This window comes from Micromonospora sp. DT178 (genome assembly GCF_049841695.1).
Classification (GTDB): domain Bacteria; phylum Actinomycetota; class Actinomycetes; order Mycobacteriales; family Micromonosporaceae; genus Micromonospora.
Genome location: NZ_JBNCKV010000003.1, coordinates 36,388 through 60,315, shown reverse-complemented (window position 1 = coordinate 60,315; position 23,928 = coordinate 36,388). Strand labels below are relative to the sequence as shown.

The 23,928-nt window shown below is 73.8% G+C and carries 20 protein-coding genes; 11 read left to right on the top strand and 9 right to left on the bottom strand.

The window, feature by feature from the left end:
* Positions 1–118: 118 nt before the first annotated feature.
* Together ACLQ22_RS06895 and ACLQ22_RS06890 are read right to left on the bottom strand one after the other, a co-directional pair.
* A complete protein-coding gene (locus ACLQ22_RS06895; protein WP_366638699.1) occupies positions 119–1,873 on the bottom strand; it encodes an ATP-binding protein in 1,755 nt (584 codons plus the stop codon).
* Between the two features lie 143 nt (positions 1,874–2,016).
* Positions 2,017–2,763: a pyrimidine reductase family protein gene (locus ACLQ22_RS06890; RefSeq protein WP_425691518.1), complete on the bottom strand. Its 747-nt coding sequence runs from the start codon at positions 2,761–2,763 to the stop codon at positions 2,017–2,019.
* Positions 2,764–2,913: 150 nt separating this feature from the next.
* On the opposite strand from ACLQ22_RS06890, the gene ACLQ22_RS06885 reads away from it, so the two are divergent.
* From ACLQ22_RS06885 to ACLQ22_RS06860, 6 genes are all read left to right on the top strand, one after another.
* Positions 2,914–3,459 (top strand): plasmid pRiA4b ORF-3 family protein, encoded by a 546-nt coding sequence (locus tag ACLQ22_RS06885; RefSeq protein ID WP_425691517.1) that lies wholly within the window; start codon positions 2,914–2,916, stop codon positions 3,457–3,459.
* A gap of 376 nt (positions 3,460–3,835) precedes the next feature.
* Positions 3,836–5,128: an ABC transporter substrate-binding protein gene (locus tag ACLQ22_RS06880; protein WP_425691516.1), complete on the top strand. Its 1,293-nt coding sequence runs from the start codon at positions 3,836–3,838 to the stop codon at positions 5,126–5,128.
* A 156-nt stretch (positions 5,129–5,284) separates the two neighbouring features.
* A complete protein-coding gene (locus ACLQ22_RS06875; protein WP_121395890.1) occupies positions 5,285–6,256 on the top strand; it encodes a carbohydrate ABC transporter permease in 972 nt (323 codons plus the stop codon).
* Positions 6,257–6,267: 11 nt separating this feature from the next.
* Positions 6,268–7,110, top strand: coding sequence for a carbohydrate ABC transporter permease (locus ACLQ22_RS06870; RefSeq protein ID WP_121395889.1), 843 nt, complete (start codon positions 6,268–6,270; stop codon positions 7,108–7,110).
* Positions 7,107–8,540, top strand: a complete 1,434-nt coding sequence (locus ACLQ22_RS06865; protein WP_425691515.1) for a GH1 family beta-glucosidase — start codon at positions 7,107–7,109, stop codon at positions 8,538–8,540. Before ACLQ22_RS06870 ends, ACLQ22_RS06865 begins: the two co-directional genes overlap by 4 nt.
* A gap of 85 nt (positions 8,541–8,625) precedes the next feature.
* Positions 8,626–9,672 carry a LacI family DNA-binding transcriptional regulator gene (locus tag ACLQ22_RS06860; protein ID WP_425691514.1) on the top strand — a complete coding sequence of 349 codons (1,047 nt, stop codon included), beginning with the start codon at positions 8,626–8,628 and terminating at the stop codon, positions 9,670–9,672.
* 108 nt (positions 9,673–9,780) lie between these two features.
* On the opposite strand, the gene ACLQ22_RS06855 is transcribed toward ACLQ22_RS06860, so the two are convergent.
* Both ACLQ22_RS06855 and ACLQ22_RS06850 read right to left on the bottom strand, forming a co-directional pair.
* Positions 9,781–10,995, bottom strand: coding sequence for an acyl-CoA dehydrogenase family protein (locus ACLQ22_RS06855; RefSeq protein WP_425691513.1), 1,215 nt, complete (start codon positions 10,993–10,995; stop codon positions 9,781–9,783).
* Entirely contained in the window at positions 10,995–12,083 is a 1,089-nt protein-coding gene (locus ACLQ22_RS06850) for a phosphotransferase family protein (protein ID WP_425691785.1), read from the bottom strand. The genes ACLQ22_RS06855 and ACLQ22_RS06850 overlap by 1 nt, the downstream gene beginning before the upstream one ends.
* A 151-nt stretch (positions 12,084–12,234) precedes the next feature.
* Here ACLQ22_RS06850 and ACLQ22_RS06845 point away from each other — a divergent pair, with 151 nt between their 5' ends.
* Together ACLQ22_RS06845 and ACLQ22_RS06840 are read left to right on the top strand one after the other, a co-directional pair.
* Positions 12,235–12,939 (top strand): amino acid-binding protein, encoded by a 705-nt coding sequence (locus ACLQ22_RS06845; protein ID WP_366638712.1) that lies wholly within the window; start codon positions 12,235–12,237, stop codon positions 12,937–12,939.
* Between the two features lie 124 nt (positions 12,940–13,063).
* Positions 13,064–14,125 carry a GNAT family N-acetyltransferase gene (locus tag ACLQ22_RS06840; protein WP_425691512.1) on the top strand — a complete coding sequence of 354 codons (1,062 nt, stop codon included), beginning with the start codon at positions 13,064–13,066 and terminating at the stop codon, positions 14,123–14,125.
* 34 nt (positions 14,126–14,159) lie between these two features.
* Here ACLQ22_RS06840 and ACLQ22_RS06835 read toward each other — a convergent pair whose 3' ends face one another.
* The gene (locus tag ACLQ22_RS06835) at positions 14,160–15,725 is read right to left on the bottom strand and encodes an aldehyde dehydrogenase family protein (protein ID WP_425691511.1); all 1,566 of its coding nucleotides are present in this window, start codon (positions 15,723–15,725) and stop codon (positions 14,160–14,162) included.
* Positions 15,726–16,170: 445 nt separating this feature from the next.
* Here ACLQ22_RS06835 and ACLQ22_RS06830 point away from each other — a divergent pair, with 445 nt between their 5' ends.
* Positions 16,171–19,104: a glycoside hydrolase family 9 protein gene (locus tag ACLQ22_RS06830; RefSeq protein WP_425691510.1), complete on the top strand. Its 2,934-nt coding sequence runs from the start codon at positions 16,171–16,173 to the stop codon at positions 19,102–19,104.
* Positions 19,105–19,194: 90 nt separating this feature from the next.
* Here the strand turns inward: ACLQ22_RS06830 and ACLQ22_RS06825 are convergent, their stop codons facing one another.
* On the bottom strand, positions 19,195–20,154 hold the full coding sequence (locus ACLQ22_RS06825; RefSeq protein ID WP_425691509.1) for a hypothetical protein: 960 nt from the start codon (positions 20,152–20,154) through the stop codon (positions 19,195–19,197).
* Between the two features lie 111 nt (positions 20,155–20,265).
* On the opposite strand from ACLQ22_RS06825, the gene ACLQ22_RS06820 reads away from it, so the two are divergent.
* Positions 20,266–20,790 carry a DUF488 family protein gene (locus tag ACLQ22_RS06820; RefSeq protein ID WP_425691508.1) on the top strand — a complete coding sequence of 175 codons (525 nt, stop codon included), beginning with the start codon at positions 20,266–20,268 and terminating at the stop codon, positions 20,788–20,790.
* 39 nt (positions 20,791–20,829) lie between these two features.
* Here the strand turns inward: ACLQ22_RS06820 and ACLQ22_RS06815 are convergent, their stop codons facing one another.
* Genes ACLQ22_RS06815 through bioB form a run of 3 tightly spaced genes read right to left on the bottom strand, consistent with a single transcriptional unit; the run spans position 20,830 to position 22,603 of the window.
* Entirely contained in the window at positions 20,830–21,336 is a 507-nt protein-coding gene (locus ACLQ22_RS06815) for a GNAT family N-acetyltransferase (protein ID WP_425691507.1), read from the bottom strand.
* A 5-nt stretch (positions 21,337–21,341) separates the two neighbouring features.
* Positions 21,342–21,563 carry a hypothetical protein gene (locus ACLQ22_RS06810; RefSeq protein WP_425691784.1) on the bottom strand — a complete coding sequence of 74 codons (222 nt, stop codon included), beginning with the start codon at positions 21,561–21,563 and terminating at the stop codon, positions 21,342–21,344.
* 44 nt (positions 21,564–21,607) lie between these two features.
* A complete protein-coding gene (gene bioB, locus ACLQ22_RS06805; RefSeq protein ID WP_425691506.1) occupies positions 21,608–22,603 on the bottom strand; it encodes a biotin synthase BioB in 996 nt (331 codons plus the stop codon).
* A 155-nt stretch (positions 22,604–22,758) separates the two neighbouring features.
* On the opposite strand from bioB, the gene ACLQ22_RS06800 reads away from it, so the two are divergent.
* Positions 22,759–23,895, top strand: coding sequence for an 8-amino-7-oxononanoate synthase (locus ACLQ22_RS06800; RefSeq protein ID WP_425691505.1), 1,137 nt, complete (start codon positions 22,759–22,761; stop codon positions 23,893–23,895).
* The last annotated feature ends 33 nt before the right edge of the window (positions 23,896–23,928 follow it).

The following is a 23,928-nucleotide window of genomic DNA, read 5'->3' as shown; positions in this document are numbered from 1 at the left end:
AGCCTTTCGTTCGCGACTGCGGGGCTCGCAAGCTCACTCCTCGCGCTCACCAGTGCCAGCCTTTCGTTCGCGACTGCGGGGCTCGCAAGCTCACTCCTCGCGCTCACCGGTGTCTCCCCTAGAACGGGATGTCGTCGTCGCTGGTGCCGCCGCCGGAGCCGACGACCGCGAACGGGTCGACGGACTGGGTGATCGACCGGAGCGTCTCGGACGGGGCGCGGCCGGCCTCGGAGACCCGGGTGGCCCAGGCCGGGAACGGGAACTCCAGGCAGAGCGGCACCGGGATGTCGGGCTGGTTGACGAACATCGTGCCCGGCTTGGCCAGCAGCGCGCGCTGCCGCTGGGCGGGCGGCAGGAAGCCGTACTCCGGGCGGGACGCCTCGGCCGGGTCGAGCCGGCCCACCACCCGGATCGCCGAGTTGGTGACGATCCGCCGCTCCACCTCGCTCGCCGTCTGCTGGGCGCCGACCAGGATCACCCCGAGCGAGCGACCCCGCTCGGCGATGTCGAGCAGCACCTCCTTGATGGGCGAGGAGCCCTCGCGTGGGGCGTACTTGTTGAGCTCGTCGAGCACCACGAAGAGCAGCGGCTTGGCGGTGCCGGACTTCTCCTTGCGCTCGAACTCGCTCTTCAGCGTCACGCCGACCACGAACCGCTGCGCGCGGTCGGGGAGGTTGTGCAGGTCGACGACGGTGACCTGGGCGCTCTCAGCGGTGTTGATCGAGTGCGGGCGGCGGGTGGCCAGGTCGCCCCGGATCAGCCGGGACAGGTCCTTCTTGCTGCCGATCAGCCGGCGGGCGAACGCGTTGACCGTGCCGAGCCCGACGGCGCTGCCGGCCCAGTCGGAGCGGGTCTCGTCGTCGTTGAGCTGGTCCACGACGTGGTCGACCAGGTCGGCGTACGAGCCGAGCCGCACCCCGTCGATGCTGATGCCGCCGTCGGCGGGCTGGGCGTGCCGGGCCAGGTGGGCGGTGACCGAGTGCACCACCATCGTGTACTGCTGGCGCTCGTCGTCGGCGTCGGCGAACACGTAGGGCAGCAGGCGGTCGGCGCAGAACTCGCTCAGCGTCCAGTAGAAGCTGTCGACCCCGGTGAGGCGGCTGCTCACGTCGGGCGTGCCGGAGGAGTCGCCCACCCGGGGCGGGGCGTAGACCCGCACGTCCGGGAACGCGCCGGCGACCAGCCCGAGCTTCGCGTACGCGGCGCGGGTCGGGTCGTCCAGCCGGGTGTTGGGATGGTCGAGGAAGAGCAGGTCCTCGCCCTTGACGTTGAAGATGAGCGCCTTGGCGTTGACCGCGTCGCCGCCCAGCACCCCGGAGCGGAAGACCGAGTAGAGCAGGAAGGTGGCGAAGCTCGTCTTCGTGGCGACCCCGGAGATGCCGGAGATCGACACGTGCGCGCCCCGGCTGCCGTCGAGGAAGTCGGCGTTGAGGTAGACCGGCACCCCGTCGCGCCCCATGCCCATCGGGATGCGCCGCTCCATCCGGTCGAAGTGCAGCGCCCGGGCCCGGGCGTCGCCCTCGGCGCGGTGCACCACGGCACCGGGCGACGGCGGCACGTAGAGCTCCGGGTCGACGCGGGTGGTGGTGATCTCGGCGGCCTCCTGCACCTGGGCGGGCAGCGTGCCGTCGGCGATGGCGAAGACGTCGGAGTCGAACTGGGCGCCCTCGTGCCGGGCGCGGACCTGGGTGACCACCCCGGCGATCGTCACCGGCTCGCGGTCGGGCAGCTCCCGCCGGGTCACCACGACGTCGTCGAGCTGGAGGTAGCTGCCGGGGGAGACCGCGGTCCAGAACTGCAGGGGGGTGGCGTCGGCGGTGCCCAGCACCCGGCCGACCACCTCGCCCGGGCCGTCGAACCCGTCGTCAGTCATCGGGCAACTCCGGTCGGCTGGTCGTCGCGGTCGGGGCACACGCCCTGCATCCTGCCCGAGGAGTACGACACGTTGCCACGCGACGCGGCGGACGCCACGCCGCCGCCGACGGCCTCAGCCGCAGGGTGTCCGGCCGACCACGGTCAGTCGCGGGCGTAGCGGAGCATGAGCACCCCGTCGGCGGCGGCGAGCACGTGTCGCAGCGGCAGGTGGCGCACGTCGCTGGGGTCGCCGGCGCTGATCCGCCCCGGGCCCGCGCCGGCGAGCAGCGGGGCGACGGTGAGGCAGACCTCGTCCACGAGATTGGCGGCGGTGAGCGCGCCGAACAGGTGCGGGCCGCCCTCGCAGAGCACCTGGCCGAGGCCGCGGCGGCGCAGTTCGGCCAGGCCCGCCGCGAGGTCCACCCGGTCGTCGCCGCAGCGCACCACGTCGGCGACCCCGGTGAGGCCGGGCGGTGCCACGGAGTCGGCCCGGGTGAGCACCACGGGCCGCACCGGCGCGTCGGCGAACGCGGCCTGCGCCGGGTCGAGGTCGAGCGAGCCGGAGACGACGACCAGCGTCGGGTACTCGGGCAGGCCGTGCTCGCGGCGCCACGCCCGGCGCCGCTCGTTGAGGCGTACCGCCCGGTAGCCCTCGTGCCGCAGCGTCCCGGCGGCCACGACCAGGGCGTCGCAGAGCATCCGCAGCAGCCCGAAGACGCGCTTGTCCGGCTCGCCGGAGAGGCCGGCGGAGTAGCCGTCGACGGAGACGCCGCCGTCCACGCTGGTCACGAAGTTCACCCGCAGGTGGGGGCGGTCGGAGCGGTCGTAGAGCGCGGTGAGCGCGGCGTCGTCCAGCGGTCGGGCCGACGGCTGCGGCCAGAGCGCCGAAATCGGGATTCCGACGCTCATTCGCCGGCCGGACCGGTGACCGGAGGGGTGGGTCGGGGGGTACGGTGCTGGCAGTCGCACCAGTTTCGCCCCGGACAGTCGTCGTGCCGCCTGGCCCGGCACGCTCGGCAGATCATGCCCGCAGCCTATGCCGAGGAAGGATGGGACAGCATGCCGCGTCAGATCTTCCAGCTGAAGATTTCCCTGGCCGGGGTCCGACCGCCCGTCTGGCGCAGGGTGCTCGTCCCGGGCGGCTACACCCTGGACCGGCTGCACCGGGTGGTGCAGCACGCCATGGGCTGGCGGGACTGCCACCTGCACTCGTTCGAGATCGAGGGCCGCCAGTACGGCGAGCCCGACCCCGACGGGGAGCTGGCCCTGCACGACGAGTTGGACGTCCGCCTCGACGCGGTGGTCGGCAAGGGCAGCCGCCTGCACTACACGTACGACTTCGGTGACTGGTGGGAGCACGGCCTGGTGGTGGAGGACGCCTTCACGGCCGACCCGGACGAGCGGTATCCGTCCTGCCTGGACGGCGAGCGGGCGTGCCCGCCGGAGGACGTCGGTGGCCCGGCCGGCTACCAGGCGCTGCTGGCCGCGCTGGCGGACCCGGGTCACCCGGAGCACCTCCAGGCGCGGGACCGGGTGGGCGACCGGTTCGACCCGGCCGCCTTCGACGCGGGCCGGGCCGGCACCCTGCTGCGCCGCTTCTGCTGAACCGCTTCTGCTGAGACGCCTCCCGTCGACACTCGGGGTGCTCGACGGGCTGCTCAGCGTGTCCGTCGACCCTGGCCGGGCGCACTGAACCGCTTCAACGCGGCGGATGCCCAGGTGGTGCCGCTCGGCGGGTCGGCCCCGCGACGTGCGGCGGTCGGGGCGCGCGCACTCGCGGTAACGATCTGGGAACGCTCCCAAGGGCCTATTGACACCCCCGACACCCGCCGGCAATCTCATGGGAGCGCTCCCGCGAACGTGGCACGACTCACCCGCGCCCCGCTCCGGACGTCGACCGCCGGCCCCGACCGGTGCCGACGGCGCGCACGGCACCCCCCACCACACCCAGTCAGCCTCACCACCGAAAGAGGGGTCTCCGATGAGCCTCACCACGCGGCGCACCCGCATGGCGGCTGCCGCCCTGGCCGCGATAACCGCCATCGGCGGTCTCGCGGCCTGCGGCAAGGACGACGACGCGCCCGCGGCCGGCGAGAAGCCCGCCAAGCTGGTCGTCGACACGTTCGGCGAGTTCGGTTACGACGAGATCATCAAGCAGTACGAGAAGGACACCGGCATCAAGGTCGAGCTGCGCAAGACCGCCCAGCTCAACGAGTACCGGCCGAAGATCGTGCGGGCGCTCGCCACCGGCAAGGGCGCGGCCGACGTGGTCGCCCTGGAGGAGGGCATCCTCAACGAGTTCAAGGCCAACCCGGCCAACTGGGCCGACCTCGCCCCGCTGGTCGCCGACCACAGCAAGGAATACCTGCCCTGGAAGTGGGAGCTGGGCAAGGCGCCCGACGGCCGGCTGATCGGCCTGCCGACCGACGTCGGCAGCCTCGCCGTCTGCTACCGCCGGGACCTCTTCCAGGCCGCCAAGCTGCCGGTCGAGCGGGACCAGGTCGCCGCCCTCTGGCCGGACTGGAACGCCTTCATCGAGACCGGCAAGAAGTACCGCACCGCCACCGGCAAGGGCCTGCTCGACTCGGTCACCACCGCTGCCAGCGCGGTCATGTTCCAGCAGGGCGGCGAGCTGTTCTACGACAAGGACGACAACGTCGTCGCCGACAAGAGCGCGGCGGTGAAGACCTCCTGGGACACCGCGGTCGCGATGGCCGACGCCAACATCACCGCCGAGACGGCCACCTGGTCGCCGGAGTGGTCGGCCGGCTTCAAGCAGGGCACCTTCGCGGCGACCTTCTGCCCGTCCTGGATGCTCGGCATCGTCGCGGACAACTCCGGCCCCGAGAACAAGGGCAAGTGGGACGTCGCACCGGTGCCCGGCGGCGCCGGCAACTGGGGTGGCTCCTGGCTCGGCGTGCCGACCCAGAGCAAGTACCCCAAGGAGGCGGCGAAGCTCGCCGAGTACCTGACCAACGCGCAGAGCCAGGTGGCGGCGTTCAAGCTCAAGGGCCCGCTGCCGACCAACCTGGAGGCGCTGAAGAACCAGGAGTTCCTCGCCTACACCAACGAGTACTTCAACAACGCGCCGACCGGCAAGATCTTCGGTGAGAGCGTCGCCAAGATCCAGCCGCTGCACCTCGGCCCGAAGCACCAGGCGGTGAAGGAGAACGCGTTCGAGCCGGCGCTGCGCTCGTACGAACAGGGACAGGCCACGAAGGACAAGGCCTGGGAGCAGTTCGCCAAGGACGCCAAGACGCAGGGCGCCTTCTGACCCACCTCGTCGCCAGGTGGCGTCCGGGTCCACACACCCGGACGCCACCGGCGCCGTCCCCGTTCCGCCCCGGACGCCATCGGCGCCGTCCCGTTTTCGCGTAAGAGCGCCTGGGCGTCGGCGCGCGCCCGTGCCGACGCCGGGAAAGGACCCCGCATGAGCCTCTCGGCCACGACGGCTCCGCCGTCGCCCGCCGCACCGCCACCCCGCCCGCCCGCGCGGCGCCGGTCCCGGTCGCACTCGCTGACCCGGCTGGACCTCAAGTACTCGCCGTACCTCTACATCGCGCCGTTCTTCGTGATCTTCGGCATCTTCGGGCTCTACCCGATGCTGCGGACCGCCTGGATGTCCCTGCACGACTGGAACCTGATCGGCGACCACAGCTTCATCGGGTTCGACAACTACGTCGCCCTGGTCAAGGACGAGTACTTCTGGAACGCCACGCTCAACACCTTCGGCATCTTCCTGCTGTCGACCATCCCGCAGCTGCTGCTCGCCCTGTTCCTGGCGAACCTGCTCAACCGCACCTTCCTGCGCGCGCGCACGCTGTTCCGGATGGCGATCTTCATGCCGAACGTGGTCTCGGTGGCCGCCGTGGCGATCGTCTTCGGCATGCTCTTCCAGCGCGACTTCGGCGTGATCAACTGGCTGCTGAGCTTCGTGGGCATCGACGCGGTCGACTGGGACGCCGAGCGCTGGAGCTCCTGGACCGCCATCGCCTCCATGGTCAACTGGCGGTGGACCGGCTACAACACCCTGATCCTGCTCGCGGGCATGCAGGCCATCCCGCGCGACCTGTACGAGGCGGCGGCGCTCGACGGCGCCAGCCAGTGGAAGCAGTTCTGGCGGATCACCCTGCCGATGCTCACGCCGACCTTCGTCTTCGTGGTCATCCTCTCCACGATCGGCGGGCTCCAGCTCTTCACCGAGCCGCTCGTCTTCGCCAACGGCAACATCATCGGCGGCGACCAGCGCGAGTTCCAGACCCTGGCCATGTACATGTACGAGCTGGGCATCGAGAACCTCAACACCGCCGGCTACGGCGCCGCGGTCGCCTGGGCGATGTTCCTGATGATCGCCCTCGTCTCGGGGATCAACTTCCTGCTCGTCCGCCGCACGGTGAAGTGAGGAACGCCCTGATGAACTCGGCATCCCGGCGCCTGTGGCGCACCAGCCCGCTGACCTACGTCGCGCTCGTCCTGGCGACGCTCTTCTCGATCTACCCGTTCTACTACATGGTGGTCATCGCCACCCGCAGCCTGGACTCGATCAACGACGTCCCGCCGCCGGTCACGCCGGCCGGGTCGTTCGGCGACAACTTCGGCCGCGTGCTCGACAACGACGCGGCGAACTTCCTCACCGGCCTGCTCAACTCGGTGATCGTCTCCGGCATCGTGACGGTCTCCGTGGTGATCACCGGCTCGCTGGCCGGCTTCGCCTTCGCCAAGCTGCGCTTCCGGGGCCGCAACGCGCTGCTGCTGACGATCATCGTCACCATGATGATCCCGACGCAGCTCGGCCTCATCCCGCTCTGGGGCATGATCCAGGACCTCAACTGGTTCGACACCCTCTACGCGGTGACCGTGCCGTTCCTGGTCAGCGCGTTCGGCGTGTTCATGATGCGGCAGTACGCCACCCAGGCCATCTCCGACGAGCTGATCGAGGCGGGCCGGGTGGACGGGGCGAGCACCTTCCGCATCTACTGGAACATCGTGCTGCCCGCGCTGCGACCGGCCGCCGCCGTGCTCGGCCTGCTGACCTTCATGGAGACCTGGAACTCGTTCCTGTGGCCGTACGCGGTGCTCACCTCCGAGAACCCGACGCTCCAGGTCTCGTTGGCCTTCCTGTCGTACGCCTACTACACCGACTATTCGCAGGTGTTCGCCGCCACGGCGGTCGGCACTCTACCGTTGGTGATCGTGTTCATCGTGTTCGGCCGCCAGATCGTGGGCGGCATCATGGAAGGTGCCGTCAAGTCGTGAGCAACCCCGCCAGCCCGCCCGCCGTCGGTGTCGTCGACGACCGTCCGCCGCTGACCTTCCCGCCCGGCTTCCTCTGGGGCGCGGCCACCGCCGCGTACCAGATCGAGGGCGCGGCGGCCGAGGGCGGCCGGACCCCGTCGATCTGGGACACCTTCAGTCACACCCCCGGCCGGGTGGTCGAGGGGCACACCGGCGACGTGGCCTGCGACCACTACCACCGGATGGGCTCCGACGTCGCGTTGATGGCCGAGCTGGGGCTGAAGTCGTACCGGTTCTCGGTCTCCTGGCCGCGGGTGCAGCCGGGCGGCACCGGCCCCGCCAACGCCGAGGGGCTGGACTTCTACCGGCGGCTCGTCGACGAGCTGCTGGCGCACGGGATCGAGCCGTGGCTCACCCTCTACCACTGGGACCTGCCGCAGCCGCTGGAGGACGTCGGCGGCTGGCCGGCCCGGGACACCGCCGCGCGGTTCGCCGACTACGCCACGCTGGTCGCCGACGCGCTCGGCGACCGGGTGCGCTACTGGACCACGCTCAACGAGCCGTGGTGCTCGGCGTTCCTCGGCTACGGCTCCGGGGTGCACGCGCCGGGCCGCTCGGACGGCGCGGACGCCGTACGGGCCGGACACCACCTGATGCTCGGCCACGGCCTCGCGGTGCAGGCGCTGCGCGCGGCCCGGCCGACCGCCGAGGTCGGGGTGACGGTCAACCTCTACCCGGTCACCCCGGCCAGCGACGCGCCCGCCGACGTCGACGCCGCGCGGCGCATCGACGGGCTGGCCAACCGCTTCTTCCTGGACCCGCTGCTGCGCGGGTCCTACCCGGCGGACCTGATGGCCGACCTCGCCAAGGTCACCGACTTCGGGCACGTGCGCGACGGCGACCTGGCGACCATCTCGAGCCCGCTGGACGTGGTGGGCGTCAACTACTACAGCCGCCATGTGGTCGCCGCGCCGGTCCCCGGGGCCGAGCCGGAGCCGTACTGGCGGGCGCCGTCGTGCTGGCCGGGCAGCGAGGACGTCCGGTTCGTCACCCGGGGCGTCCCGGTCACCGACATGAACTGGGAGATCGACGCCCCCGGTCTGGTGGAGACGCTGCGCCGGGTGCACGAGGAGTACACCGACCTGCCGCTCTACGTCACCGAGAACGGCTCGGCCTTCGTCGACGAGGTGGTCGACGGGCAGGTCGACGACGTCGACCGGCTGGCGTACTTCGACGCCCACCTGCGCGCCGCGCACGAGGCGATCGAGGCCGGGGTGCCCCTGCGCGGGTACTTCGCCTGGTCGCTGATGGATAATTTCGAGTGGGCCTGGGGCTACACCAAGCGGTTCGGGATGGTCCACGTCGACTACGACAGCCAGGTCCGCATTCCCAAGTCCAGCGCCAGGTGGTACGCCGAGGTGATCCGACGCAACGGTCTGGCCGCACAATAGGCCAGGGCCAGCCATCAACGGGCGGCCCCGGCGCCACCCCGCACGGGGTGGCGCCGGGGCCGGTCCGCCGTCGGAGGAGCAGACAATGACAACGCAGCGCACCCGGTCGCTCGGGCGCCCGACCCTCGACGCCGTCGCCGCCCGCGCCGGCGTCGGTCGCGGGACGGTCTCCCGGGTGGTCAACGGCTCACCCCAGGTGAGCCCCGAGGCGCGCGCCGCGGTGCAGCAGGCCATCGCCGAGCTGGGGTACGTGCCGAACCGGGCCGCCCGTGCCCTGGTGACCCAGCGCACCGACTCGATCGCCCTGGTGGTCTCGGAATCCGGCGACCGGGTCTTCACCGAGCCGTTCTTCGCCGGCATCGTCCGGGGCGTCAGCTCAGGGCTGCTGGAGACCCCGTTGCAGCTCTGGCTGGCCATGGTGCAGTCGCCGATCGAGCGGGAGCGGGTCGAGCACCACCTGACCAACCAGCACGTCGACGGGGTCCTGCTGCTGTCGCTGCACGACTCCGACCCGCTGCCCACCCTGCTGGAGGAGCGCGGCCTGCCCACCGTGCTCGGCGGCCGCCCGGCCCGGATGCTGCAACCCGGCGCGCAGCCGGCGTACTACGTCGACGTGGACAATGTCGGCGGCGCCCGGCGGGCCGTGGAACACCTGGCCGGCCGGGGGCGGCGGCGCATCGCCACCATCGCCGGCCCCCAGGACATGGGCGCCGGCCTGGGCCGGCTGACCGGCTACAAGGAGGCGGTCCGGGCCGCCGGGGGCGAGGTCGACCCCGCCATGATCGCGTACGGCGACTTCAGCGAGGGCAGCGGGGCCGCCGGGATGCGTCGGCTGCTGGAGGACTGCCCCGACCTCGACGCCGTCTTCGTCGCCTCCGACCTGATGGCGTTCGGGGCGCTGCGCGCGCTGCGCGAGGCGGGCCGGCGGGTGCCGGAGGACGTCGCGGTGGTCGGCTTCGACGACGCCCCGATCGCCCGGCAGTCCGAGCCGCCGCTGACCACGGTCTTCCAGCCGGTGGAGGAGATGGGCCGGCAGATGGCCCGCCTGCTGGTCAGCCGCATCCGCGGCGACGAGCTCCCGTCGCCCCACATCCTGCTCGACACCCAGCTGATCGAACGCGCCTCCGCCTGACCGGTGTGCCTGTCGAGGTGAGCCGGCGATACCGCCGCCCGCCGCCCGCCGCCCGCCGGACGGGCGTCCGGCGGGCGTGTGGCGGGGTGGGGCCGGTCGGTGCCGTGGTCAGTCCGACCAGCGGCGCAGTTCGCGCTTGGCGAGCGAGGAACGGTGGACCTCGTCGGGGCCGTCCGCCAGGCGCAGCGTCCGCGACTGGGCCCAGAGGGCGGCGAGCGGGGTGTCCTGGCTGACGCCGGCGCCGCCGTACGCCTGGATGGCCTTGTCGATGACCCACTCGGCCATGGCGGGAGTGGCGATCTTGATGGCCTGGATCTCGGAGTGCGCGCCCTTGTTGCCGACCGTGTCCATCAGCCAGGCGGTCTTGAGCACCAGCAGCCGGGCCTGCTCGATGCGCACCCGGGACTCGGCGATCCACTCGCGCACCACGCCCTGCTCGGCGAGCGGCCGGCCGAACGCGACCCGCTCGAGCGCCCGCCGGCAGAGCAGCTCCAGGGCCCGCTCCGCCATGCCGATCAGCCGCATGCAGTGGTGGATCCGGCCGGGGCCGAGCCGGGCCTGGGCGATCGCGAAGCCGGTGCCCTCCGCCCCGACCAGGTTCTCCGCCGGTACGCGGACGTCGGTGAAGTCGATCTCGGCGTGGCCGCCGTGCGAGGCGTCGCTGTAGCCGAACACCGTCATGCCCCGTCGCACGGCGATGCCGGGGGTGTCCCGGGGCACCAGGATCATGCTCTGCTGGCGGTGCCGGTCGGCCTCCGGGTCGGTCTTGCCCATCACGATGAAGATCTCGCAGCGCGGGTCCATCGCCCCCGACGACCACCACTTGCGCCCGTTGACCACGTAGTGGTCGCCGTCGCGGGTGATCCGGGTCGCGATGTTGGTCGCGTCCGAGGACGCCACCTCCGGCTCGGTCATGCAGAACGCGGAGCGGATCTCGCCCTCCAGCAGCGGCCGCAGCCAGCGCTCCTGCTGCTCCGGCGAGCCGAACTCGGCGAGCAGCTCCATGTTGCCCGTGTCGGGCGCGGCGCAGTTGAGCGCCTCCGGGGCCAGGTGCGGGCTGCGCCCGGTCAGCTCGGCCAGTGGGGCGTACTGGAGGTTGGTCAGGCCGGCGCCGTGGCGCGGGTCGGGGAGGAAGAGGTTCCACAGGCCGCGCTTGCGCGCCTCGGCCTTCAGCTCGGCCATCACCGGGGGCCGGGCCCAGGGGTCGCCGGCGGCGGCCACCTGCGCGGCGTGCACCGGCTCGGCCGGGTACACGTGCTCGTCCAGGAACGCGGTCAGCTCGGCCCGCAGCTGCTCGGTGCGGGTGTCGTAGGCGAAGTCCATCAACGCTCCCTGGCGGCGGTCAGCCCGTGTTCGACCAGCGGTGCCACCATGTCGCCGATCCGGTCGAAGCCCTCGCCGAGCGTCTGCCCGAGAGTGTGCCGGTAGTGGATGCCCTCGCAGATCACCGCGAGCTTGAAGCAGCCGAGTGCGACGTGCCAGTGCAGCGGCCCGACGTCGACGTCGCCGCGCCCGGCGTACCGCGCGATCAGCTCCGTCCCGGTGGGGAACCCGGCGCGCGGGCCGAGCCCGTCGGCGACCGGGTTGCCGGCGGCCGACTCGCTGCCGCCGAGCACGTCCCAGTAGGTCAGCAGCAGCCCGAGGTCGGCCAGCGGGTCGCCGAGGGTGGCCATCTCCCAGTCGAGCACGGCCCGTACGGCCACCGGGTCGACGGTGGCGAGCAGGTTGTCCAGCCGGTAGTCGCCGTGCACGATCCGGCCGGCGTTGGCGCCCTCCGGCACGGTGCCGGCGAGCAGGTCCCGCAGCTCCTCGATGCCGGGCAGCGGCCGGCTGCGGGACCGGTCGAGCTGGCCGGCCCAGCGGCGGACCTGCCGCGCGAGGTAGCCCTCCGGCCGGCCGAAGTCGCCCAGCCCGACCGAGGCGGGCTCGACCGCGTGCAGAGCGGCGAGGGTGTCCATCATCGCCAGCGCCAGCTCCCGCCGCTGGTCGGCGGTGAGCGGGTCGGTCTGGGCGCGGGTGCGGAACACCTCGCCGCGCACCCGTTCCATCAGGTAGAAGGGCGCGCCGATCACCTCGGCGTCCTCGCAGAGCAGCAGCGCGGCCGGCACCGGCACGTCGGTCGGCGCCAGCGCGGAGATGACCCGGTACTCCCGGGCCATGTCGTGTGCGGTGGCCAGCACGTGCCCGAGCGGCGGGCGGCGCAGCACCACCTCCCGCTCGCCGACGCCCAGCAGGTAGGTCAGGTTGGACTTGCCGCCGGCGATCAGCCGGGCGCGCAGCGGGCCGTCGGCCAGCTCGGGCCGGTGCCGGGCCAGGTAACCGGCGAGCCGGTCGAGATCCAGCCCGCGGGGGGCGGCGGCGGGGGCAGTCGCGCTGCCCGGCCCGTGCGCGTCGACGGCCGGCTCGGTCATCCGATTAGTTGATGGCAGCTCCGCCATGTTGTCAAGGTCGGGATTTGACCCTCGGGACATGCCGCGGCAACAGGGGCGAAACGGCCATCGCCCAGGCTGGGGCCCAGCCTGCCGGCCAGCGGCGCCGGCCCGCCGAGCGGAGGGTTCAGACATGTTGCTGCGAGTTCGGGTCACCCTGCCGGACCGTCCGGGCACGCTCGGTCAGGTGGCGCGCACCATGGGCGTGTCCGGTGCGGACATCGTCCAGGTGGTCGTCCTGGAGCGGCTCGGCGGGCGGGCGGTGGACGACTTCACCGTCGTCTGGCCGGGCGCGGCGCGGGTCGAGCGGCTGCTCGCCGGGCTGGCGGCGATCCCCGGCGTCCGGGTGGACGGGGTGTGGCGGGCGATCGGCGCGCCCACCACCTCCGGGCAGGACGCCGAGTTGCTGGCCCAGGTCGCGGCCAACCCGGTCGACGGCGTGGCGACCCTGGTCGACGCCGTTCCCGGGCTGCTCGCCGCCGACTGGGCGGTCGCCGCGGTGGTGCCGGTGGACTGGGCCGCCCGGACCGGCGCCGCCGGGGAGGCGACCGTCGGGTACGCGAGTTGGCGCGCGCCCGTACCGCCGCCGCTGCCGGAGGTGACCCCGTTGCGGGCCCGGGCGCTCAGCACGCCCGGCGGCGCGCACTTCGCGGTCGCGCCGTTCGGCCGGGCCGGCCTGGTGCTGGTGGTGGCCCGGGAGTGCGCCGGGGCGCCGGCCGCGGCGGCCTTCCACGCCACGGAGGTGGACCGGCTGGCGCAGCTCGTCCGGGCCGCCGCGGTGATCCTCGGCGACCGGCTCGACCTGGTCGGGGCCCCGCCGGTGGCCGCCAACCCCTGAGCCGGGCCGGCCGGGCGGCGGTCGGTGTGGCGCAGGTCGCGCCGCCGAACCGGAGCCGTCACCCCGGGGCAACCGGCCCGCAACAGCGACCGGCGAGCCTCGTACCGGGGAAGGGAGCGAAATTATGACGCTGTGGCGGATCCGGGCGACCGTGGACGACCGGCCGGGCTACCTGTCGGTGCTGACGGCGAGCCTGGCCTTGCGGGGGGTCAACATCCTCGCCGTGCAGGTGCACACCACCGAGCGCGGCGCCGTCGACGACTTCCTGGTCGACGCGCCGGACACGCTCGACGAGGCCGGCCTCGTCGCCGCCGTGCGGCGGGGGCGGGGCCGGGACTGCTGGGTGGCACGCAGCGAGGCGCGCGGCCTCGCCGACCAGCCGACCCGGGCCCTCGGCCTGGCCACCCGGCTGGTGCGGGACCCGGACGCGACCGGGGAGGCGCTGCGCGCCCTGCTCGGTGCCGACACGGTGACCTGGCGACCGGCGTCGGCGGGCCCCGGCGGCGGGCTCGCCGACACCACCATGCTGCTGGACGACCCGGCCGGCGGGTCGTACGCGCTGCGCCGCGCCGTGCCGGGCTTCACCCCGGCCGAGTACGCCCGGGCCCAGGCCCTGGTCGAGCTGTCGGCCGCCGTCGCGCGCCGGGCCGCCGAGCAGGTCACCCTGGTGCTGCCCGACGGCGCCGAGGCGGTCGTACGGCCCGCGAGCGTCGACGACCTGCCCGGCGTGATCGAGCTGCACGAGGCCTGCTCGGCGCACAGCCGGCACCGCCGCTACCTGGGCGGTGCGGCGGTTCCCCCGCCGGCCCGGCTGCGCCGGCTGCTGGAGCCGGCCCGGGGCGTGACCCTGCTCGCCACGGCCGGTGACGCCGGGGCGACGGAGCCGGTGGTGGCGATGGCGAACCTGCTCGCCGAGGGCGACGAGGCCGAGGTGGCGCTGCTGGTGCGCGACGACTGGCAGCGCCGGGGCCTCGGCTCGGCCCTGCTGCGCCGGCTGGTCCGGCACGCCGAGCAGGCCGGCTACGCGGCCCTGGTGCTGCACGTCCACGCGGAGAACGCCCCGATGCTGCGTACCGTGCGGCGGCTCGGCCGGCTCACCCCGACCGAGCGGGACGGCGCGCTGGTCACCCTCACCGTCCCGCTCACCGTGGGCGTGCCCGTGGTGCACGGAAGGGGCCCCTGCTGACGACTCTCGCGCAGGAAGGGCCCTTCCTCGCGCCTCAGGTCGTCGGGTAGCTGCTGTAGTCGGGGAAGTTGCCGTAGAGCCGGCCGTCGCCGCCCTGGGTGACCGCCTGCACCAGCAGGTCGCCGCCGACGAAGGCGCCCTTCCAGGACGCGCCCCGGCCGCCGAACGGCTCGTCGCGGTCGCCCCGGGAGCGCGGCTTGTTGATGCCCACCTTGAACGCCTGGAGGTCGACCGCGAGCTTGCCGGCCAGCTCCTCGTCGTCGCAGGCCAGCGAGGCGACCAGCGCGCCGTTCGAGGCGTTCATCGCCGCCAGCAGCTCGTCGGTGGTGTCGACCACGACGATGGTGTCGACCGGGCCGAACGGCTCGGCGTGCATCAGCCGGGACCGGCCGGGCGGGGCCAGCAGCACCGACGGGGCCACGTACGCGGAGGTGTCCTGCCCGTCGAGGAACGGCGCGCCGTGCAGCTTGCCCCGGTGCAGCGGCACGGCGCCGCCGCGTACCGCCTCGTCGACCTTGCGGCGCAGCTCGTCGGCCTTGGCGGCGCTGATCAGCGGGCCGAAGTCCAGCTCGGGCAGCGGGTCACCGGCGGTCCAGTCGTCGCCGACGGCGAGCGGGTGTCCGAACCGGACGGAGCGCACCACCGGCAGGTACATGTCGAGGAACTCGTCGACGAGGTCCCGCTGGACCACGAAGCGCGGGTACGCGGTGCAGCGCTGCTTGCCGTACTCGAAGCCCTTCTTCAGGTGCCCGGCGAGCAGGTCCCACTGCGAGAAGTCCCAGATGCCCCACGCGTTGAGGCCCTCCTGCTCGATGAAGTGCCGCTTGTCGGAGTCGAGCAGCGCGGCGGCGACCTTGCCGCCGTTGGAGCGCCCGCCGACGAACGCGACGGCGCCGATCTCCGGCGCCCGGACCAGCACCTCGGACAGCTCCTCGCCGCCGCCGGAGACCAGGGTGGCGGGCAGCCCGGCCCGGCGCATCAGCGCGTGCGCGACGGTGAGGCAGACCGCCCCGCCCTGCGACGGGGTCTTCGCGATGACCGCGTTGCCGGCGAGCAGCTGCACCAACTCAGCGTGCACGAGCACGCTCATCGGGTAGTTCCACGACGCGATGTTGCTGACCGGTCCCGGCAGCGGCTCCCGGCCGTCGGCGAGCATCCGGTCGATCTCGTCGACGTACCACCGGACGCCGTCGAGCGCCCGGTCCACGTCGGCGCAGGCCAGCCGCCACGGCTTGCCGATCTCCCAGACCAGCAGCAGGGCGAGCAGGTCGCGGTGGGCGGTGAGCGCGTCCAGGGCGTCGGTGACCCTGGCCTTGCGGTCGGCGAGCGGGGTGTCGGCCCAGGCGCGGTGCGCGGCGGCGGCGTGCGCGACCGCGGCGCGGGCGGACTCCGCGTCGAGGCGGGCCAGGTTGACCAGCACGGTGTTGTCCACCGGCGTGCGGACGGGGCTGGGCGAGCCCACGGCGTGCCAGTCGCCGCGGACGAGGTTGTGCAGCGTGGTGACACCGTCGACCGGGGAACCGAACGCCTCGGGCACGGCGGCCACCGCGCGGGCGAGGGTGTCGGACCAGGCGGTGCCGTCGGCGAGTCGTAGAGCCATCGCGATCTCCTCAGGATTGGCCGGGGGAGCGGCGGCGTCGATGGCACCGCTGGTGAGGCGTACTGTCGCGCGCCGGAAAGCGGTGCGGCAACAGTACGTTCGTATGCCGGAACGCCCGGCCCGCCGCCCGCCCGGCCGCGACGCGCGTCCTCGCCCGCCTGTCCCGGCGATGACCTGCCCGTACGCCGAAATTAGATCCACGCCTTTCGATGGTGTGACGAATGTCCGGTGTACAGGTAAGGGCTTTCCCGTCAGTGGCCCCGCGCGGGCGCCCCGCTGTCGGCGTCTTCACAAACCGGTGACCGCCGCATTACATTGTCGGTCATCCATGGGAGCGCTCCCGGACCCGTGGCCGCACCCCCACCACCTTCGCCGGCACGCCCCGATCACGATCCCGCGCGCCGTCCCCGGTGCCGCCGGCGACGCCACCGACAGGAGCACCGTCATGCGTCACCCGAGACGTCCGCGCCGGCCGGGCGAGCAGCCCTGGCTGCCCCGCCTGCTGGCCGCCGGCACCGCACTCGCCGCCGGCCTCGCCCTCGCCGTCACCGCCCCGGTGCCCGCCTCCGCCGCGGCGCCCGCCGCCAAGGGCGCCACGCGGACCGCGCCCGTCCCCGCCGCGGGGCCCACCGCCGCCGCCTTCAACTACGCCGAGGCGTTGCAGAAGTCCCTCTACTTCTACGAGGCGCAGCAGTCCGGCCCGCTGCCGGACTGGAACCGGGTCTCCTGGCGCGGCGACTCCGCGCTCACCGACGGCGCCGACGTCGGGCTCGACCTCACCGGCGGCTGGTACGACGCCGGCGACCACGTCAAGTTCGGCTTCCCGATGGCGTTCAGCGCCACCATGCTCGCCTGGGGCGCCGTGGAGTACCGCGCCGGCTACGTCGCCTCCGGCCAGCTGCCCCACCTGCTCAACAACCTGCGCTTCGTCAACGACTACTTCATCCGGGCGCACCCGGCCCCCAACGTCCTCTACGGCCAGGTCGGCAAGGGCGACGACGACCACAAGTGGTGGGGCCCGGCCGAGGTGATGCCGATGGCGCGGCCCGCGTACAAGATCGACGCGAGCTGCGGCGGCGCGGACCTGGCCGGTGAGACGGCGGCGGCGATGGCCGCGTCGTCGATGGTCTTCCGGCCCACCGACGCCGCCTACGCCGACCGGCTGCTCGGGCACGCGAAGCAGCTGCACACCTTCGCCGACACGGTGCGCAAGAGCTACCACGAGTGCATCACCGACGCGACGAGCTTCTACCGATCCTGGAGCGGCTGGCAGGACGAGCTGGTCTGGTCCGCCATCTGGCTGCACCGGGCCACCGGCGACGCCGCCTACCTCGCCAAGGCCGAGAGCGAGTACGACAAGCTCGGCACCGAGAACCAGAGCACCACGCGGTCCTACAAGTGGACCATCGCCTGGGACAACAAGCAGTTCGGGGCGTACGTGCTGCTGGCCAACCTGACCGGCAAGCAGAAGTACGTCGACGACGCCAACCGCTGGCTCGACTACTGGACCGTCGGCGTCAACGGGCAGCGGGTGCCGTACTCGCCCGGCGGGATGGCCGTGCTCGACTCGTGGGGGGCGCTGCGCTACGCCGCGAACACCGCCTTCGCCGCCCTCGTCTACAGCGACAAGACCACCGACGCCACCCGCAAGGCCCGCTACCACGACTTCGCCGTGCGGCAGATCGACTACGCGCTCGGCGACAACCCGCGCGCCTCCAGCTACGTCATCGGCTTCGGGGCCAACTCCCCGAAGAACCCGCACCACCGCACCGCGCACGGCTCCTGGTGGGACAGCCAGACGGTGCCCGTCGAGACCCGGCACACCCTCTACGGCGCGCTGGTCGGCGGCCCGTCGGCGGCCAACGACGCGTACACCGACAACCGGTCGGACTACGTGATGAACGAGGTCGCCACCGACTACAACGCCGGCTTCAGCTCCGCGCTGGCCCGGCTCACCCAGGAGTACGGCGGCACCCCGCTCGCCGGCTTCCCCCGCGCCGAGACGCCGGACATCGACGAGCTGACCGTGGAGACCACGGTGATGCAGGCTGAGCCGCGCGCCACCGGCCTCAAGGCCATCGTCTACAACAAGTCCGCGTTCCCGGCCCGCGCCCTGACCGACGGGAGGTTCCGCTACTACTTCCGCCCCGACGGCACCGGCCCGGTCACCGTCACCCCCGGCTACACCCAGGGCTGCCCGTCGCCGTCGGGCGCCAGGCAGTTCTCCGGCGACGTCTGGTACGTCGAGGTGGACTGCACCGGGCACACCATCGCGCCCGCCGGGCAGTCGCAGCACCGGATGGAGGTGCAGTTCAAGATCGGCGTGCCCGAGGGCGGCACCTGGGACCCGACCAACGACCCGTCGTACCAGGCGGTGGCGGGGCCGAACCGGAAGGTCACGCTCTATTCCGGCGCCACCCGCGTCTGGGGCGAGGAGCCCGCGCCGGCCACCCCGGACACCACCGCGCCGACCGTGCCCGGCGCCCCCGTCGCCTCGGCCGTCACCGCGACCGGGCTGACCCTGACCTGGCCCGCCTCCACCGACGCGGGCGGCAGCGGGCTGGTCGGCTACGAGGTCACCCAGGCGCAGGTGGGCAGCGACGCGCTCGTCCTGCTCAACGCCGCCAGCAACTCCCTGGCCGTGACCGGACTGCTGCCCGAGCGCACGTACCGGTTCACGGTGCGGGCGCGCGACGGCGCCGGCAACCGCTCCGCCGCCTCGCCCGTGGCCGAGGTGACCACGCCCGTCGCGCCGGCCCCCGACACCGTCGCGCCGACCCGTCCCGGGACGCCGACCGCCTCGGCGGTCACCGCCACCGGGCTCACGCTGAGCTGGGCCGCGTCGACCGACAACGTCGGCGTCACCGGCTACCGCGTCTACCGCGAGGCCGGCGCGACCGACGCGCTGGTCGGCACGCCCACCGGCACCACGCTGGCGGTGACCGGGCTGACCGCCGCCACCGCGTACCAGTTCTTCGTGGTGGCCGTGGACGCGGCCGGCAACGCCTCGGCGGCGTCCGCGCCGGTCGCCGTCACCACCGCCGACCCGCCCGCGTCCGGCGGCTGCGCGGTGGCCTGGACGACCAGCAGCTGGGACAGCGGCTTCACCGCGAACGTCACCGTCACCAACACCGGCACGACCACGATCGACGGCTGGACGCTCGCCTTCGCCTTCCCCAGCGCCGGCCAGAAGGTCGGCCAGGGCTGGTCGGCGACCTGGACCCAGACCGGCACCGCGGTCACCGCCACCAACATCTCCTACAACGGCCGGCTCGCGCCGGGGGCGTCGACGAGCTTCGGCTTGAACGGCACCCACACCGGCTCGAACCCGAAGCCCACGGCATTCATCCTCAACGGCACCCCCTGCACGGTCTCCTGACGCGCAGTCCGGTGGCGCGGACGTCACCGTCCGCGCCACCGGAGGATCTTGGACAGTTGCCGTTCCTGGAGGACGGCAACTGTCCAAGATTCACTTTCCGGGGCGCCAGCCGGCGGCCGTCAGGGCGCGGCGGACGGAGGCGGCGACCTCGTCGGGGCGGGTGCGGACCAGCCACGCCGGAAAGCGCAGGATGCGGTCGCCCGAGGTCCAGACGTCGTTCTGGCGCCGCATGTCGGCCGCCCAGTGCCGGACGTCCATGTGGTGCGCCCCGTCGATCTCGACGTGCAACCCCCACTCCCGCCAGTACGCGTCGAGCCACCGCGTCCGTCCGGAGGCGTCGGCGCGCCGCTGCTGGAGCCGGGGCGCGGGCAGGCCGTGGCGGCGACAGAGCCGGACGAAGTCGATCTCCGAGAGCGCCTCGGCACCGCCGGCGATGTCGGCCACGGTCTGCCGGATCAGCGCCCGCCGAGGGGCCCGGGGCAGCGCCTCCACCACCGCCGACAACTCCTCCGGCGTGACCCGTCGCTGCTGACAGCCGGCCGCCAGCGCCGCCTGCGCCTGGTCGACCGTGCGGGCCCAGCCGGCCGCGTCCACCAGCGCCCGGGCGGTGGTGGTGCGCGGCGGGCGGGCGAGCTGAAGGTGCTCCGGCGGCAGCTTCGACGCGCGGTGCACGACGACCGCCGGCATGTCGACGGGCAGCCGGCCCAGCACTTTGCGGCCCGCCCGCCGGTGCGCCGGCACGAGCACGTGCAGCGGCTCGCTCCGCAACCCGCGTACGCCCGCCTCGGCGGCGGCCGTCGGACCGGCCAGTACGGCACCGGGACCCGCGGCGAGCACCGCCACCCACAACTGCTGGTCCCGAGTGAGCCGGCCGTTGCCCATCAGCACGACGCCCCGGCAGATCGAGCGCCACCGCCCGGAGCGCACGCGTCCGCGTACGGTGCCCTCCGTCAGCGACCGGGTCACCTGGGCGGTGGTGACGATGCCGGCCTGTTCGAACGCCAGCCAGTCGAGCGCGTCGGCCTCGTCGGCCGGGAGGTCGGGACACACCCGTACCACCCTCGCCGCCGGTCCCGACTCCCGCCGCCCCGCGCGGAGATCCCGGGCCGTCTCCGCCTCGCGTGAGCGGTAGCCGCCCGGGAATCGGGGCATATCCTCCTCGTGACACTGCTGACGGTGGGGCACGGGGCGGCGGACCGGGAACGGCTGGGCGAGCTGCTGACGGGTGCCGGGGTCGCGCTCGTGGTGGACGTGCGGCGGTTCCCGGCGAGCCGGACCAACCCCGACGTACGCCGGGAGGAGTTGGCCCGCTGGCTGCCGGCGGCCGGCGTGGACTACCGCTGGGAGCAGTGCCTCGGCGGCCGGCGGCACACCCCGGCCGGCACCGACGAGCCGGATGCCTGGTGGACCGTCGCCGCCTTCCGGGCGTACGCGGCGTACACCCGTACCGCCGACTTCCGGGCGGCGCTGGACGCGGTGCTGGCCGACGCGGCGGCCCGGACCACGGCGGTGATGTGCAGCGAGAGCGTCTGGTGGCGCTGCCACCGGCGGCTGATCGCCGACGTCGCCGTGCTGGCCCACGGCGTGCCGGTGTCCCACCTGATGCCCGACGGCCGGCTCACCCCGCACCGCCCCGCCGAGGGCGCCCGCCGGCTGCCCGACGGCGACCTCGTCTGGGACGGGTGATCGGCGGGCGGGACCGTCCGGTGCCCGGTCGCCCGGCGGTCAGTCGGCCAGTTCGTCGGCGAGCAGGTCCATCAGCAGCCCGTCGTGCCAGCGCCCGTCATCGCCGCGTTCGTAGCGGCGCAGCACGCCGACGGGGCGGAAGCCGACCTTCGCGTACGCCCGCACGGCCGCCGTGTTCGCCGCCGCCGGGTCGATGGTGAACCGGTGGTGGCCGTGCTCGTCGATCAGGTGCCGGACCAGGGTGCGGATCGCGTCCCCGCCGAGTCCGGCGCCGCGCACCGCCGGGTCGAGGAAGAGGTCCATGCTGGCGTGCCGGTAGTCGGGGTCGTCCTCGGCGTACCACTGGATCGCGCCGACGACCCGGCCGTCGTGTTCGATCGCGTACACCGACAGGGCCTCGTCGTCGAGGTCGGCCCGGACGGCGGCGGCGAGGTCGTCGCCGCCGCGCCACCAGCGCCGGACCTCCGGGTCGGCCCGGATCGCGGCGAGCGCCGGCACATCCCCGGCCACCGCCGGCCGCAGGGTCACCGCCCGGCCCCGCAGCATCGCCCTCAGCCCCGCATCTCGCCGTGCTCGACGCAGACCGCCGCCCAGCCGACCGGCAGCACCTGCACCTTCATCCGGCGGCGGCAGTGCGCGCAGAAGCGCGGCGGCTCCAGCACCCGGGCCGCCGCGCACCCGTCGTGCGACCCGGCCGCCACGGCCTCGCCGCAGCGGTCGCACCAGGTGGCCGACGCCCCGCCGGCCACCGTCGCCGCGTCACTCGTCGTCACCGTGTCGGCTGCCGGCACCGCGTCACTCGTCGTCACCGGGGCGCTCACAGCGTCGCGGAGAGCGCCTTGACGGGCATCTTCAGGTCGTCGAGCATCTTCAGGTCGTCGGTTGCCGGCCGGCCCAGGGTGGTCAGGTAGTTGCCGACGATGACCGCGTTGATGCCGCCGAGCAGGCCGTCGCGGGTGCCCAGGTCACCGAGGGTGATCTCCCGGCCGCCCGCGTACCGCAGGATGGTGCGCGGCATGGCCAGCCGGAAGGCGGCGATGGCGCGCAGCGCGTCCTTGCCCTCCACGACCGGCCGGTCGCCCAGCGGGGTGCCGGGGCGGGGGTTGAGGAAGTTCAGCGGGACCTCGTGCGGGTCCAGCTCGGCGAGCTGCGCGGCGAACTCGGCCCGCTGCTCCACCGTCTCGCCGAGGCCGAGGATGCCGCCGCAGCAGACCTCCATGCCGGACTCGCGGACCATCCGCAGGGTCTCCCAGCGCTCCTCCCAGGAGTGCGTGGTGACCACGTTGGGGAAGTAGGAGCGGCAGGTCTCCAGGTTGTGGTTGTAGCGGTGCACGCCCATGTCGACCAGCTCGTCGACCTGCTCCTTGCTGAGCATGCCCAGCGACGCGGCCACCTGGATGTCGACCTCGGCCTTGATCGCGGCGACGCCCTCGCGCATCTGCTTCATCAACCGGGCGTCCGGACCGCGCACGGCGGCCACGATGCAGAACTCCGTCGCCCCGGTCGCCGCGGTCTGCTTCGCCGCCTCGACCAGCGAGGGGATGTCCAGCCAGACCGACCGGACCGGGGAGGTGAACAGGCCGGACTGCGAGCAGAAGTGGCAGTCCTCCGGGCACCCGCCGGTCTTCAGCGAGACGATGCCCTCGACCTCCACCTCCGGCCCGCACCAGCGCATCCGCACCTCGTGGGCGAGCTGGAGGGCGGCGGGCAGTTGCTCGTCGGGCAGGTTCAGCACGGCGAGGACGCCGGCCTCGTCGAGACCGACGCCGTTCTCCAGCACCTGGGTTCGGGCCTGGTCGAGGATCTCTGGCATGGCTCGTACCCTACAAGGCCAGCTGGCCGGGATGAACGGCCCGCGTGTCGGCACCCGGGAGGCGGGGTGGACACGCCGGGCGCTGGCCGGCGGGTGGTAATTTCGCCCGGCGGAAGCGGCCGACGGCGGCCGGCGCGGGCGGCGTGGGGGTGACGGTGGCGGACTGGCTGGCGGCGCTCGACCGCCGCGCCGCACTGCGCGCGAAGGCGGGGCTGACCCGCCGGCTGCGACCGCGGGCCGCCGGCGACGCCGTGGTCGACCTGGCCGGCAACGACTACCTCGGCCTGGCCACCCACCCCGAGGTCACCGCCGCGGCGGCGCGGGCGCTGTCGGCGTACGGGCTGGGGGCCACCGGGTCGCGGCTGGTGCGCGGTTCCACCGACGCCCACCACGCGCTCGAGGACGCCCTCGCCGACTGGCTCGGCGCCGAACGGGCACTCGTCTTCTCCTCCGGCTACCTGGCCAACCTCGGGGCGGTCCGGGCGCTGGTGCGGCCCCGTACGCTGCTCGTCTCCGACGCCCACAACCACGCGTCCCTGATCGACGGCTGCCGGATCTCCGGCGCGGAGACCGTGGTGACCCCGCACGCCGACGTCGCGGCGGTCGCCGCCGCGCTCGCCGCCGCGCCCGGCCGGCCGGCGGTGGTCGTCACCGAGTCGGTCTTCTCCGTCGACGGCGACCTCGCCCCGCTGGCCCGGCTGCACGCCGTGGCCCGGGAACACGGCGCGCTGCTGCTGGTCGACGACGCGCACGCCCTCGGCGTGACCGGCCCGGCCGGCGCCGGGGGTGTCGCCGCCGCCGGCCTCGCCGGCCAGCCCGACGTGGTGGTCACCGCCACCCTCTCCAAGGCCCTCGGCGGCGCGGGCGGGGTGGTGGCCGGGCCGGCGGAGTTCGTCCGGCACGTGATCGAGACCGGCCGGACCTTCATCTTCGACACCGCGCTGCCGCCGGCCGTGGCCGCCGGCGTGCACGCCGCCGTCGGGCTGGCCCGCGCCGGCGACGACCTGCGCGCGGAACTGGCCGACCGGGCCGCCCTGGTCGTACGCCGGCTGGGCGCCGCCGGGCTGGCGGTCTCCGCCCCCGACGGCGCGGTCGTCTCGGTCACCGCCCCCGGGCCCGAGGCGGCGAGCGCCTGGGCGGCCGACTGCCGCGACCGGGGGGTCGCCGTCGGCTGCTTCCGGCCCCCGTCCACGCCGGACGGCCGGTCCCGGCTGCGGCTGACCATCGGCGCCGGCACCCCCCGGGCGGACTTCGAGCGGGCCTTGGAGACCATCGTGGAGTGTGCCCCGTGAGCGCGAGGAGTCACGATGTGACCGGGCCGTGGC